The sequence below is a fragment of the Pseudomonas sp. Pseusp15 genome, from assembly GCF_059492165.1.
The window spans coordinates 1700489-1714296 of record NZ_CP168523.1; the positions used below are offsets into that span (position 1 = coordinate 1700489).

The window sequence follows — 13808 nt, forward strand, 5'->3', positions numbered from 1 at the left end:
GATAAAAAATCTGCATAAACATAAAAAACAGGTGTTTTTGTCTCATGCGCAAACTGGACCGTACCGACATCGGCATTCTCAACAGCCTTCAGGAGAACGCGCGCATCACCAACGCCGACCTCGCGCGCTCGGTGAACCTGTCGCCCACGCCGTGCTTCAATCGGGTCAAGGCGATGGAAGAATTAGGGCTGATTCGCGAGCAGGTGACGTTGCTGGATGCCGACTTGCTGGGGCTGCATGTGAATGTGTTCATTCACGTCAGCCTGGAGAAGCAGGTGGAAGAGGCGCTGCAGCATTTCGAAGAGGCGATTTCGGATCGCCCGGAAGTGATGGAGTGCTATTTGATGGCCGGTGACCCGGACTATTTGATCCGCGTGCTGGTGCCGACCATCCAGTCGCTGGAGCGCTTCATGATGGACTTCCTGACCAAGGTGCCGGGGGTGGCGAACATTCGTTCGAGCTTTGCGCTCAAGCAAGTGCGCTACAAGACGGCGTTGCCGTTGCCAGCCAACGGCCTGACCCTGGCCAATTGACGATCGCAGTTGTAGCGGCTGTAGCAGCCGTAGCAGCTGTCGAGCACCGCGAGGCAGCGTTCGGGGCTAGAGTTGGTTCAGGGGGATCTTCAGGTAAGTGACGCCATTGTCTTCCGCGGGCGGCAAATTCCCCGCCCGCACATTCACCTGAATCGCCGGCAGCAACAGCGTCGGCATGCACAAACCGGCGTCACGCTGGGTACGCATGGCGACGAAGGCGGCCTCATCAATACCATCGTGGATATGAATGTTGCTTTTACGCTGCTCGCCAACCGTGGTCTGGCACTGTGGAGCGCGACTGTCGGGCGGGTAATCGTGGCAAACGAAGAGACGCACACTGGCGGGGAAGGCCAGCAGTTTGCGGATCGAGGCGAACATCTGGTTGGCGTTGCCGCCGGGGAAGTCGCAACGCGCGGTGCCGACGTCCGGCATGAACAACGTGTCGCCCACCATAATCACATCGCCGTCGATCAAATAAGCCATATCTGCCGGAGTATGCCCTGGCACATGCAGGGCCGTGGCCTTGAGATTGCCAATGCGGAATGACTCGTCCGGCGCGAACAGGTGATCGAACTGCGAACCGTCGGTCCTGAATCCTGGTTCAAGATTGAACAGTGTCTTGAACACCCCCTGAACCTTGCTGATCGACTGACCGATCGCAATCTTGCCCCCCAGTTCCCGGCGCAGATAAGGCGCGGCCGACAGGTGGTCGGCGTGGGCATGGGTTTCAAGCAGCCATTGCACCTGCAACTGGTGTTGGCGAACGAAGGCGATGATCCTGTCGGCCTGGACGGTCGAAGTGCGCCCTGCGGCGGCGTTGTAATCGAGCACCGGGTCGACAATCGCGCAGTGCCCGCCATCGTGCTCGTAGATCACGTAGCTGTAGGTCTTGGATGCGGGGTCGAGGAAGGCTTCAATCAAGGCGGGCATGGTGGCTGTTTCTGTTTGGACAAGCCTTGAGGGTAGTTTCATTTTCCCTGCGTTGACCAGCCCCGCATCAATTCAATTAATGAAAAAAACTGTGCGGGCTCTATCCTGTCACTCAATCGATACCGGGCGTCCCCGGCCTTTTTTCGCGGATCATGAGTGTTTTATGTTGTTGGCAAGTTTTTTTGGCCTGGTCATGGGCCTGGTGCTCGGTTTGACTGGCGCCGGTGGCGGTATTCTTGCGGTGCCGGCGCTGGTGCTCGGGCTGGGTTTGACCATGACCCAGGCGGCGCCCGTCGCCTTGTTCGCGGTGGGCAGTGCGGCGGGGATCGGTGCGATCGACGGGTTGCGCCATGGTCTGGTGCGCTATCGCGCGGCGCTGTTGATTGCTTTGCTTGGCGCGGTGTTTTCGCCGGTGGGTATCTACTTCGCTCATCAGTTGCCGGAAAAGATCCTGAAAATCCTGTTCAGTCTGCTGATGGTCATGGTGGCCTGGCGGATGCTGCGCCCGGAAAAGCTCGATGCCGGCCCCAGCGACCACGGCCACGCCAACTGGGGCCAGAAGAACTGCATGCTCGATCAGCAGACCGGGCGTTTTTCCTGGACCGCCAAATGCACCGCGACCCTCGCCGCGCTCGGCGCGGTCACTGGTGTGGTCTCGGGGTTGCTCGGGGTCGGTGGCGGTTTTCTGATAGTGCCGGCGTTCAAGCAACTGACCGATGTGCAGATGCGCGGGATCGTCGCCACGTCGTTGATGGTGATCAGCCTGATCTCGATCATCGGGGTGATTGGCGCGTTTCACGCCGGGGTGCGGATCGATGGTTTGGGCGTGTCGTTCATTGTCGCCAGCATCGTCGGGATGATCCTCGGCCGAAAACTCTGCGCGCGGGTGCCGGCCCGAGGGTTGCAGATCGGCTTTGCCAGCGTCTGCGTGGTGGTTGCCGTTTACATGCTGTTTAGAGCACTCGCCTAGCGCGCACCGGTTCCTGTGGACGTCTGTGTGGCCCGCAGGCTTACGCCCTAAGTTCCGGGCCTGGCCGACGGGCGGTCTTACACCGAATTTGCCGCGCGCTACCGGCCAGCCCAAAGCACCCGACAACCGCCCCCAAGGCAGCGTATGACGCCGCCTGTCCGCTTTCGATAATCGCCTCCGACATCAAGTCCCCGTAGCGGAGCGCGTCATGCACAACAATAAGAATTTCAAGCATCGTTTCTTGCCGGCTTTCATCGTTAGTCTGTCATCCCTGGGCCTGAGCTCGATGGTCCAGGCTGAGATCATGCTGTACGACAAGGACCAGACCACTTTCTCCACCGATGGCTACATCAACGCCTTCTACGTCAATAGCAACGTGGACCGGGCCGGCGATCAGTACGACCGGCGCCAGGCGCGGGTGAAGATGGGTTTTTTGCCTAACTATCTGGGTTTCAACATGGGCAAGCAGGTCGATGACCTCAAGCTCGGCGCCCGGGCCTCGTTCTGGGTGACCATCAACGACAGCGAAACCAACGGCACCAACACCGCCATTGACGTGCGGCAGTTCTACGGCACGGTGGCCAACCCGGAATGGGGCGAGGTGTTGATCGGCAAGGATTTCGGCCTGTTTGCCCGTTCCAACATCCTGCTCGACGAACTGCTCTCTGGTTACGGTCAGGTCAGCGATACGTTGGGCCTGGTGGACGGCGGCGGGGTGTCGTTCGGCAACATCGGCAGCGGTTATCCGTACCCGTTCCCGACCTCGCAGATTACCTATCGCACCCCGATGATGGACGGCTTGCGGGTGGCGGTGGGGATCATGGACCCGGTCGACACCAACGACAGCAGCGCAACCGGCAAGGCGTACCAGAAGAACCCGCGCACCGAGAGCGAGATCACCTATCAGTTCGACCTCGGCGGGGCGAAGATTTACAGCTGGCTCAACGGCAGCTACCAGACCTCGGACAACACCGATTCCAGCGTCGGGTCCGTCACCTCCAAAGGCGTCGGCTATGGCTTGCAGGCGAAGATGGGCGGGCTGTCGCTGACCGGCTCCGGTTTCCAGGCCAAAGGCATTAACCCGTTCTTCACCAACAATGCCGGTGAACCGACCCTGCGCAATGTCGACAGCAACGGTTACCTGTTGCAGGGCTCCTACAAACTGGGCAAGAACCGTCTGGCCTTGTCTTATGGCAAGACCAAGGACGACGGTAACGGCGTGGTCGGCAGCGGCGCCGATTATGAGACTCGCGGCGTTGCGCTGTTCCATGACGTCAACGACAACCTCAAGCTGGTGGCCGAGTACAACCAGTTCGAAATCAACGGCCACGACACCAGCGCCCAGAATGAAAACACCGATACGTTTGCGGTGGGGGCGGTGTTGACCTGGTAGGGGCTGACTAACCACTCCTTGTGGCGAGAGCGCTTTCTGTGGAGAGGGAGCTTGCTCCCGTTGGGTCGCGCAGCGGCCCCGATCCTGGTCGCGCATCGGCCAGTATTCGGGGGACTGCTTCGCAGTCCAGCGGGAGCAAGCTCCCTCGCCACAATTGCGCTAGTCACCCACTGATCAGGCCACCATTCTCATCCCATCGAACCACCCACCCGCTACCCAAGTAGCATTCGTCGCCGCCCGCAGGCTTCGTACACTCGAGCCTCATACAGGCGAGGGGCGACGATGCAGCAGGTTCAGAGCGACGGTGTGGTCAGTGCCATGTCCCAGGCCATCGATGCCCAGCAAGCGGCGCAGGATCTGGCGCGACAACTCCTGCACCCGCATCTGGGCTTCGTGCTGTTCTTCTGTTCCGCCGAGTACGACTTGCAGGCGCTGGGGCAGGCGTTGCAGCAGAGCTTCGGCGGCATTCGGCTGGTGGGCTGCACCAGTGCCGGCGAAATCACCCCCCAAGGTTATGGCCGCAGCTGCGTGACGGCGGTGGGCTTCGATCATCGGCACTTTTCCATCTCTACCGAACTGATCGATGAGATGGAGCATTTCAGCCTGATCGATGCCCAGCAAATGGTCGAGCGCCTGGTCAGCGGTTGTCGCAGCAATACCCTGGCGCCGATCAAGGGCAACAGCTTCGCCCTGACCCTGCTCGATGGCTTGTCCAGTCGTGAAGAAATGGTGCTCGCGGCCTTGAGCGCGGCGTTGGGCGATATTCCGCATTTCGGCGGTTCGGCCGGCGACGACAATTACCTGACCCACACTCATGTGTATTTCGGCGGCGAGTTTCACAGCGGCGCGGCGGTGGTGGTGCTGGTCAATACCTGGCTGGACTTTGAAGTCTTCACCACCCACCACATCCTGCCCAGGGCCGAAAAACTGGTGGTCACCGCTGCCGACAGCACTTCGCGCCGGGTATTCGAACTCAACGCCGAACCGGCCGCCGAGGAGTACGCCCGGCATATCGGCGTGCCGGTGGCCGACCTCGATTACCGGACCTTTGCCGCACACCCATTGGCGGTACGGATCAACGATCAGTATTACGTGCGGGCGATCCAGCAGGTTCACCCAGACCTGAGCCTGAGTTTCTACTGTGCGGTGGAAAACGGCATCGTCCTCACCGTCATGAAACCCGGCCCCATGCTGCCGAATCTGCAAGGCCTGTTCGAGGGCTTGCGCGAGCGTCTCGGGGACTTGTTGCTGACCATCGGCTGTGACTGTTTTCTCCGGCGCCTGGAACTGGAAGACGCCGGCAGTCTCGAGCAGATCGGCGCGTTTTTGCGGGACCAGCGGGTGATGGGTTTCAACACCTACGGAGAACAGTTCAATGGCATGCACATCAACCAGACCTTCACCGGGGTCGCCATTGCCCGAGGACGCGCCCCTGGACAGCGCTGACCTTCAGGCGCAAATCGCCAGCCTGCGGCACGAGAACCAAAAATTGCAGCGCATCAATGACGCGTTGATCGAACGCATCGAGTCCGGTATCACCCGGGGCAACGACCCGTATGCGGCGTTCCAGCATTCGGTGGTGCTGGCCGAACAGGTGCGTGAGCGCACCGACGCCCTGAACCAGGCCATGGCCGAACTCAAGGCTGGCAACCATTTGCTCAGCGAAGCGCGACTACGGGCCGAAACCGCCCATCAACACTTGATCGACGCCATTGAAAGCATCTCCGACGCTTTTGTGCTGTTCGATGCCGAGCAGCGGATCGTGCTGTTCAACAGCCGTTTCAAGGCGTTTTGGGGTAACAGCCGGGTACGGATCAACGCGGGCATGCGCCTGAGTGAGGTCAAACGGTTGATGACTTCGACCGGGTTGTTTAGTGAAGAACCCCGGTCGCCTGTCGACGAAAGCCTGCTCTATCGCCTGCACAATGGCCGTTGGCTGCAAGTCAGCGAGCGGCCGACCCAGGAAGGCGGGCGGGTGATCCTGTTCACCGACATTACCGACGTCAAACTCAGCGAAACCCTGCGCCGCGAGCAGGCGGTGGCGCAGAAATCGCACCTATTGCAACGGGCGGTCGACAACCTGTCCCAAGGGGTGGCGATGGTCAACGCCGAGGGCATTCTGGAGTTGTGGAACCGGCGCTTCCTGGAACTCAGTGGCCTGGCCCCGGTGGCGGCTCATCGGCCGTTCGCCGAAGTGATCGCCGACAGCGAATTGAACCTGCTGACCCCGGCCAGTCGCGATGCCAACGGGCGGTACGTGCAGGAATGCGAGCAGCGCCTCTACGATGGCCGGGTCCTGGAAATCCGCACCCATCCGTTGCCCACCGGCGGCTTCGTCAACACCTTCACCGACATCACCGAACGCTATCAGCATGCCGAAGCCCTCAGCGAAAGCGAGCGCTGGATTCGCTTGATCACCGACCATGTGCCGGCGCTGATCGCCTACCTGAATGCCGATCTGGTCTATGAGTTCACCAACAAAGTCTATGAAGAATGGTACTGCTGGCCCCGGGGCGTGATGCTCGGGCAGAGCCTGCGCGAAGTGCACAGCGAGCAGCACTATCAGCGCCTCGAGGCCTATGTGGCTCGTGCCCTGGCCGGCGAGAGCGTGACGTTCGAGTTTGCCGAAACCAACATCAACAATCAGGAGCGCTACATGCTGCGCTCCTATGTGCCCAACCGCCTGGCCAGCGGGGAAGTGGTGGGGATTTTCGTGTTGATCCGCGACATCACCGAGCGCCGCCGTACCGCCGAGGCGCTGCATCAGGCCTATCAGAACCTTGAGTTGCGGGTACGCGAACGCACCACCGAACTGACCACCCTCAATGACCAATTGCTGCGCGAAATCGACGAGCGCCGCCGCGTGGAATCACGCTTGCGCGAGGCCAAGCTCGAGGCCGAGCAGGCCAACCTGTCGAAGACCAAATTTCTCGCCGCCGTCAGTCACGACCTGCTGCAACCGCTCAACGCCGCACGATTGTTTACCAGCGCGTTGCTGGAGCGCCGGGAACCGGTGGCCAACGAGAATCTGGTGCGCAATGTCAGCAATTCCCTGGAAGACGTGGAAAACCTGTTGGGCACACTGGTGGACATTTCCAAACTGGATGCCGGGGTGATCAAGGCCGACATTGCGCCGTTCGCCCTCAGCGAATTGCTGGAAAACCTGGCCGCCGAATACACCCAAGTGGCCCGCAGTGAAGGCCTCGAGCTGCATTTCATCCCGTGTTCGGCGCTGGTGCGCAGTGACATTCAATTGCTCGCGCGGATCCTGCGCAACCTGCTGAGCAACGCAATCCGCTATACCTACAGCGGGCGGGTGGTACTCGGTTGCCGGCGCCATCACCAGCGGCTGACCATCGAAGTCTGGGACAGCGGCATGGGCATTGCCGAGAACCGTCTGGAGGAGATTTTTCAGGAGTTCAAACGCGGTGACGTACAGCGCCCCGATCAAGATCGCGGCTTGGGGCTGGGCCTGGCGATCGTCGAGAAAATCGCGCGTATTCTTGGCCACCGGATTCACGTGCGTTCATGGCCGGGCAAGGGCTCGATGTTTTCCGTCGAAGTGCCTTTGAGCGCCACGGCGCCGAAGGCATTGCCGAGTTTGTTGATGAGTGAACCGATGCTCGAGCGCCTGCGCGGTGCACGGGTGTGGGTGCTGGACAACGACGCGGCAATTTGTGCCGGGATGCGCACCTTGCTCGAAGGTTGGGGCTGCCGGGTGGTTACGGCGCTGTCGGAGGAGGATCTGGCGCGGCAAGTGGATAATTATCACGCCGAAGCCGACCTGTTGATCGCCGACTATCACCTGGATGACGAGCAGAACGGTGTCGACGCCGTGGCCCGCATCAACGCCCGTCGCGCTTCGGCGATCCCGGCGATGATGATCACCGCCAACTACAGCAACGAACTCAAGCAACAGATCCGCGAACTGGGCCACACCCTGATGCACAAACCGGTGCGGCCGATGAAGCTCAAGACGGCGATGAGTCATTTGCTCGGCCCATCCAGATAACACCGAACCTGTGGCGAGGGAGCTTGCTCCCGCTGGGGCGCGAAGCGGCCCTTTACAAACCACCGAGTCGCCTGGATTGACGACTGCTTCGCAGCCGAGCGGGAGCAAGCTCCCTCGCCACAGGTCAGCTTTCAAACCGGGCAGTTACCGCCGCAAATACGACCCGAAATCAATATCCCCGGCACTCAATATCGCCTGCACCCGGTTGTGCACATTGAGTTTGCGCAAGATCGCCGAGACGTGGGCCTTGACCGTGGTTTCGGCGATTTCCAGGGTGTAGGCGATCTGTTTGTTCGACTCGCCCTTGGTCATGCGTTCAAGCACCAGCAGCTGTTTGCGGGTCAGCGCCTGGAGCAGCTCCGGCGGGAAGCTCGGGGTCTCGCTCATGCGCCGGCTGGCACCGCTCTTTTGCGTGCGGATGATGTCCGGCGGCAGGTACACATTGCCATTGAGAATCTGCTGGATGGCTTCGGTCATCTGCACCCGTGGCGAGGACTTGGTGATGAACCCCACCGCACCATAGGTGATGGCTTGCAGCACGATCTGCTTGTCCTGTTCGGCCGAGACGATCACCACCGGAATGGTCGGCGCCTCGTTGCGCAGGTTGATCAGGCCATTGAGGCCGTGCATGCCGGGCATGTTCAGGTCGAGCAGGATCAGGTCCAGGTCGTCGTGCTCCTGGGTCAGGGCCAGGGCGCTGTCGAGGTCGGCGGTTTCCATGACCTCGCTGCCGGGGAAACCGTCGCTGATGACGTTATGAATGGCTTCGCGAAACAGCGGGTGATCGTCGGCAATCAGAATTTTGTACATGGCCTTTCACCTCATTATTTTTTTTCAGGGTGTGGCAACAACACGCAAATGCTCAAGTCAGGGAAAAGGCTCGGGCTTCGCCTGCGTCACGGGCAGATTCGCCGCTTGCCAGGCATCCAGTCCGTCGCGGTACCAATACAGTGTTTTATAGCCCATGGAAGCAGCGCGTTTTACCGCGTTCCAGCTCAACCAGCAATCGGAGCGGCAGTAAAAGACCAACGGTTGCGTGTGATCGCCAGCGGTCAATGTGTTCAGGTTACGCGCAAAATAGTCTTGCCAGTCGGGCGTCAGATCGCCGTCACCGGTATTGGCCAACCAATGGCTGCCGGGCAGGTTTTCGTGGGGCTGGTCTTCAATGAAGCGGCCTTGCAGCCATTGTCGGCGGTAGACGTCGATCAGCACCGGCGGGGGTGTCTGCTTGAGCAGGTCTTGCAGGGCGGGCGTGTCGATGATGCTCGCGCCCTGAAGCTGAGTCGGGGTCGGGCTGCGGTACAGGCCGATGCGATAACCGTCGGCGGAGAACAGCGCTGTTTCGGCCTGCGCGGTGCCCAGCAACAGGCTCAGCGACAGCGCAGCGAGAGCAGGGCGCAACAGAACACGTCGGGCACGCGGCATAGGGGTCAGTCCTTATAGTTATGAACCCATTACATGCCAGTAGCGATGCGTTGTGAATGCGACGATAGACAGGTAAACCAGTACCAAAGTAGTAATTTTGTCCTGTTTTTTATCGTTCGGAGTAGTCAGCCGGATTTACGCAAGGCCGCATGTTGCGGGTTGAAGGTGAGCACGGCGAGCAGGGCGAACACCAGCGTCAGCCCCGCGCACACCGCCAGCGCCAAGAGGTTGAAGCGTTCGTACAGCGCGAAGCGCACCAGCTCCACCGCATGGGTGAACGGGTTCAAGGCGCACAGCCAATACAGCCACTCGCTGGAATCGCGCATTTTCCACAGCGGATATAGCGCCGACGACAGGAAAAACAGCGGGAAGATCACGAAATTCATCACCCCGGCAAAGTTCTCCAGTTGGCGAATCGCATTGGACAGCAACAGGCCCAGCGCACTGAGCATCAACGCCACCAGCAGCAACGCCGGCAACGCCAGCAACAGGCCCATGGCCGGCGGTTGCACGCCGTACAGCCAGGCAATCGCGAGGAAGGCGTACACCTGCAACAACGAAATCAGCGACGTCGCCAGTAATTTGCTGCACAGCAGAAAGGTCCGGGGCAGGGGGCTGGTCAGCAGCACGCGCATGCTGCCCATCTCCCGGTCATACACCATCGACAACGAACCTTGCATGCCGTTGAACAGCAGGATCATGCAGGCAAGGCCGGGGATGATGTAAACCTCATAGGGAATGTAGGTGTCGTAGGGCTCGATGATGGCGATGCCCAGTGCCGCGCGGAATCCAGCGGCGAACACCAGCAGCCACAACAACGGCCGCACCAGCGCACTGAGAAACCGCGTGCGCTGCAACACGAAGCGCAGCCATTCGCGCAGCACGATACCGCTGAAACATTGCCAGTAAGCGTTCATCTGCTGACTGCTCCTGAAGGGGCCGAGGTGGTCAGGCGAGCGAAGGCCGAATCGAGGTCGCCGCCATGTTCCAGGCTCAGCGCATCAGCTTGTCCGCTGGCGACCAAACGGCCTTGATGCAGGATCAGCAAGTCGTCGCTGGGCTGCACTTCATCCAGCAAATGAGTGGTCCAGAGCACGCTGATGGTTTGCTCGCGGCACAGGCTGCGGATGTGCTGGTTGAGCGCCAGGCGACTGGCCGGGTCGAGGCCGACACTCGCCTCGTCAAGCAACAACAGGCGTGGTTCGTGCAGCAACGCGCGGGCGATTTCCACCCGCCGGCGGTGGCCGCCATTGAGTTCGCGTACTCGCTCGCGACGGCGCTCGGTCAGGGCCTGACGCGCCAGCTCCGCGTCGACCCGCAGCCCGGTCTGGCGTCGGGACAGACCATGCAGCGCGGCGTGATAACGCAGGTTCTGCTCGACGCTGAGGTCCAGATCCAGCGTGCTTTGCTGAAACACCACCCCTAATTGCTTGAGCGCCGGGCGTGCCGCGTCGCGCAACGAGCAGCCGCCGACCCGGATATCACCGCGTTGCAGATCATAGAGGCGGGTGAGCAGGGCGATCAGGGTTGATTTGCCCGCGCCATTGGGCCCAAGCAGCGCCGCAAAACGCCCCGGTGCCAGGCTGAAACTCACCTGGCGCAAGGCCTCGCGTGGGCCGTAGGCGAAACTCAGGTCGCTGACCTCAAGGGCGTTCATGGCGTCACCACCACGCCCCAGGGATAGCGCCCGACCTTCACCGATTTGCTGACTTTGAGGGTGTCGACATCGATCACCGACACATCGCCACTGACGCCATTGGTGGCCAGCAATTGCCGTTGATCCGGGGTAAACGCCATCTGCCAGACCCGTCGCCCCACCAGCAGGTAATCAACAATCTCGAAGGTCTTGGCGTCGATCACCGCCACATGGTTGGCCGGGCCGAGGGCGACGAAGCCGTACTTGCCGTCGGCGCTGAGCTTGATGCCGACAGGCTGGACTTTGTCCGGGTGCACGCCTTTGATCTGAAAGCTCAGGGTCTTGAGGATCTTGCGGCTGGCGACGTCGAGAATCGTCACCGTGCCACCGATTTCCGCCGAGGCCCAAAGCTGCGAGCCATCGGGATTGAACTCGACGAAACGTGGCCGCTGATCCACCAGCGTATTGTCGGCCAGTGTCTGGGTGCCGGTGTCGATCCAGTGCAGCATGTTGGTGGTTTCGCTGGTGTTCACCGCCCATTTGCCATCGGGGCTGACCGCCATGCCTTCGGGCTCGACGCCGACGTTGATCTGCCCTAGCACCTTGGAGGTTTCGGTGTCGATCACCGTCACCAGCGCATCGTCCTCGTTGGAGACATACAACCAGCGATTGTTGGGGTGCAGGGCGAATTGTTCGGGGTCTTTGCCCGAGGGCAGTTCCTTGATGATCTTGCGCGTGGCGACGTCCATCACCTGGACCCGGTCCGAATCGCTGGCGCAGATGTACAGCAGCTTGTTGTCGTGGGACAGCAACAGGCCGCGCGGGCGCTGGCCGACGGGCAGGGTGTCGGTGACTTGCAGGGTCTGCATGTCGATCAGGCTCAGGCTGTTGTCCTTTTCGTTGGAGACCCAGGCGGTGCTGGCCGCCGCATGCCCGGCGGCGAGCAGTAGAGCGCATGAAAGCAGGGTGCGGCGCATGGCAGATTCCTTATTGTTGTGGTGGTAGAGCTTTCAGGGAAAGCGGCAGCTGACCTCGGCTTTGTCGTAACCCAGGCTGTCCATTTCGTTGAAGGGGTGCAGGAAACCGTCTTGCGGCGAGGTGCTGACCAGCGCCCGGGGTTGCACGATGGGAATCGGTTGGCGCAACTGACCGTTCCATGGCCGATAACTGAGCTTGCGACCCTTGAAGCCGTCCAGCGGCAATTGCTCGCTGATTTCAAGGGTACGAATCGCCATGGCATCGGCCTGACGCAGTTTGCCCACCGCGCTGGCAATGCTGCGCACCGCCATCCATGCGGCGAAATCCCGGTCGTTCATCCAGCGCCCGGCCAGGGCTTCGAAGCGTTTTTGCAACTGCGCGGCACCGTAGGTTTCCACGGTCTTGTGCCAGCCCACCGGGGTCAGGCCCTGGGTGCCGGCGACCGGGCGTGGGTACCAGGTCTGGTAGGGCACGTACTCGCCGAAGTCACCGCGTTCATCGGCCACCAGCACCACGTCGTACTCGGCGGTTTGGGTGAACAGCGGCATGTCGGCCTGGGCGCTGCGCCGTTGATCGTTATCGAAGCTCCAGGCTTTCTCCGCCACCAGTTGCAGGCCGAAGCGTTTTGCCGCCCGGCGCAGGGCGGCGGCGTAGGCTTGATCGTCGGCGGTGGGGCCGACGATCAGCAGCGCCCGTTGCCATTTGCGCAGCACCAGAAACTGCGCCAACGCATCGGCCAGCATCGCCCGGCTCGGCAGGCTGTGCAGCACGTTCGGCAGGCAATCGGTAGTGCGCAGGCTGTCATCGGGGCTGCCGGCATTGAACAGCAGGCTGTCGGGGAGCATGGCGCTGAGTCGGCGCAGGTTTTCCGCCGGTGCATTCACCACAAACAGCCGCAGGCCTTGTTCGTGTTGGGCTTTGGCGGCTTCGAGCAAGGCGTCGGGGTTGTCGACATTGGCGCTGACCAACTCGTAGCGCTGGTTGAGAAAGTGCCCGGTGCTGTTGCTGTCGATGATTGCCAGTTCAGCGCCCCGCAGGCCGGCATCGGTCGGTTCAGGAATAACGTTCGACAGCAATGGCCCAGGATCGGGGCGATACCCCAGGTAGCCGATCCGCACCTGCAACGGAGCATCCGCCGCCTGACTCTGGGTCGCCAACCCGGCGGCGCAGGCAATCGCCAGCAGGTAGATCAAGGCATAAGGGGCGAGCTGGCGCATAAGGCACTCCATCACAGGTAGCGCCAGCATAGGAACCCCGGTCGGTCGGGGAAATATGCAGAAAGTACCGATGAGCCAGTACCAAGGTAGTAACGGCGCCAGAACGCCCCCGGACTGTTCGCCGCAAGCCCTACTACCAAGGGAGTAGGCCGCGACCACCAAAGCAGCATGGGGTTGGCGCGAAGCCGTTCCTAAGATGGGTGCCATAGCCTCTTCAGAGAGGTCTTGCGTGCAATCTTGAGGGCATAACAATGACAACAAAACGCAACGCCTTGCTCGTTGCCGGACTGCTGGCCGGCTTCATCAGCGCAGGTTCCGTCTGGGCTCACGGCAACGTGGTACCCCAGGCCGTCGAAACCAAGGGACTGACCCCGATCAAGGATGCCGGCGTGCAGGTTAATGCCGATGGTTGGGCGGCGGTGAACCCGTACCGCTCCTCCCCGGAACACGATAAAGCGTTGGAGATCGGCTCTTCGGCCTACAACCAGAACTGCGCGGCCTGTCATGGCCTCGAAGCCAAATCCGGCGGCATTGCCCCTGACTTGCGCATGCTCGATGTCGGCGAGGCTGGTGATGAGTGGTTCGTCGAACGGGTGCGTAATGGTGCCGTGCGTGATGGCCGGGTGTACATGCCGAAGATGGCCGACTACTTGAGCCAGGAAGCCTTGTGGGCGGTACGCACCTACCTGGACAGCGTGCACGTCGAGGAGTGAC

13 protein-coding genes are annotated in these 13808 nt (G+C 61.2%); 6 read left to right on the forward strand and 7 right to left on the reverse strand.

Features of this window, described 5'->3' with window-relative positions; translation table 11 throughout:
- Positions 1 to 44 precede the first annotated feature (44 nt).
- A complete protein-coding gene (bkdR, locus tag ACEN8R_RS07800) occupies positions 45 to 533 on the forward strand; it encodes a Bkd operon transcriptional regulator BkdR (RefSeq protein WP_017339472.1) in 489 nt (162 codons plus the stop codon).
- A 66-nt stretch (positions 534 to 599) separates the two neighbouring features.
- On the opposite strand, the gene ACEN8R_RS07805 is transcribed toward bkdR, so the two are convergent.
- Positions 600 to 1463, reverse strand: a complete 864-nt coding sequence (locus tag ACEN8R_RS07805) for an MBL fold metallo-hydrolase (RefSeq protein WP_495624728.1) — start codon at positions 1461 to 1463, stop codon at positions 600 to 602.
- 163 nt (positions 1464 to 1626) lie between these two features.
- On the opposite strand from ACEN8R_RS07805, the gene ACEN8R_RS07810 reads away from it, so the two are divergent.
- From ACEN8R_RS07810 to nahK, 4 genes are all read left to right on the forward strand, one after another.
- The gene (locus ACEN8R_RS07810; RefSeq protein WP_495624729.1) at positions 1627 to 2433 is read left to right on the forward strand and encodes a sulfite exporter TauE/SafE family protein; all 807 of its coding nucleotides are present in this window, start codon (positions 1627 to 1629) and stop codon (positions 2431 to 2433) included.
- 208 nt (positions 2434 to 2641) lie between these two features.
- Positions 2642 to 3826, forward strand: coding sequence for a porin (locus ACEN8R_RS07815; RefSeq protein WP_086946228.1), 1185 nt, complete (start codon positions 2642 to 2644; stop codon positions 3824 to 3826).
- 282 nt (positions 3827 to 4108) lie between these two features.
- Positions 4109 to 5272 carry a nitric oxide-sensing protein NosP gene (gene nosP, locus ACEN8R_RS07820; RefSeq protein ID WP_019648886.1) on the forward strand — a complete coding sequence of 388 codons (1164 nt, stop codon included), beginning with the start codon at positions 4109 to 4111 and terminating at the stop codon, positions 5270 to 5272.
- Positions 5202 to 7838, forward strand: a complete 2637-nt coding sequence (gene nahK / locus ACEN8R_RS07825; RefSeq protein ID WP_495624730.1) for a hybrid sensor histidine kinase/response regulator NahK/ErcS' — start codon at positions 5202 to 5204, stop codon at positions 7836 to 7838. Before nosP ends, nahK begins: the two co-directional genes overlap by 71 nt.
- 144 nt (positions 7839 to 7982) lie before the next feature.
- Here the strand turns inward: nahK and ACEN8R_RS07830 are convergent, their stop codons facing one another.
- From ACEN8R_RS07830 to ACEN8R_RS07855, 6 genes are all read right to left on the reverse strand, one after another.
- On the reverse strand, positions 7983 to 8648 hold the full coding sequence (locus ACEN8R_RS07830; RefSeq protein ID WP_018929713.1) for a response regulator transcription factor: 666 nt from the start codon (positions 8646 to 8648) through the stop codon (positions 7983 to 7985).
- A gap of 57 nt (positions 8649 to 8705) precedes the next feature.
- The gene (locus tag ACEN8R_RS07835; protein WP_477742954.1) at positions 8706 to 9263 is read right to left on the reverse strand and encodes a PQQ-dependent catabolism-associated CXXCW motif protein; all 558 of its coding nucleotides are present in this window, start codon (positions 9261 to 9263) and stop codon (positions 8706 to 8708) included.
- A gap of 125 nt (positions 9264 to 9388) precedes the next feature.
- A complete protein-coding gene (locus tag ACEN8R_RS07840) occupies positions 9389 to 10180 on the reverse strand; it encodes an ABC transporter permease (RefSeq protein ID WP_064618314.1) in 792 nt (263 codons plus the stop codon).
- Positions 10177 to 10920, reverse strand: coding sequence for an ABC transporter ATP-binding protein (locus ACEN8R_RS07845; protein ID WP_018929710.1), 744 nt, complete (start codon positions 10918 to 10920; stop codon positions 10177 to 10179). Before ACEN8R_RS07845 ends, ACEN8R_RS07840 begins: the two co-directional genes overlap by 4 nt.
- On the reverse strand, positions 10917 to 11876 hold the full coding sequence (locus tag ACEN8R_RS07850; protein WP_018929709.1) for a YVTN family beta-propeller repeat protein: 960 nt from the start codon (positions 11874 to 11876) through the stop codon (positions 10917 to 10919). Before ACEN8R_RS07850 ends, ACEN8R_RS07845 begins: the two co-directional genes overlap by 4 nt.
- Positions 11877 to 11909: 33 nt before the next feature.
- On the reverse strand, positions 11910 to 13094 hold the full coding sequence (locus tag ACEN8R_RS07855; protein WP_111453490.1) for an ABC transporter substrate-binding protein: 1185 nt from the start codon (positions 13092 to 13094) through the stop codon (positions 11910 to 11912).
- Between the two features lie 251 nt (positions 13095 to 13345).
- Between ACEN8R_RS07855 and pedF the strand changes: the two genes are divergently transcribed.
- The gene (gene pedF, locus ACEN8R_RS07860) at positions 13346 to 13807 is read left to right on the forward strand and encodes a cytochrome c-550 PedF (protein WP_007937645.1); all 462 of its coding nucleotides are present in this window, start codon (positions 13346 to 13348) and stop codon (positions 13805 to 13807) included.
- The last annotated feature ends 1 nt before the right edge of the window (position 13808 follow it).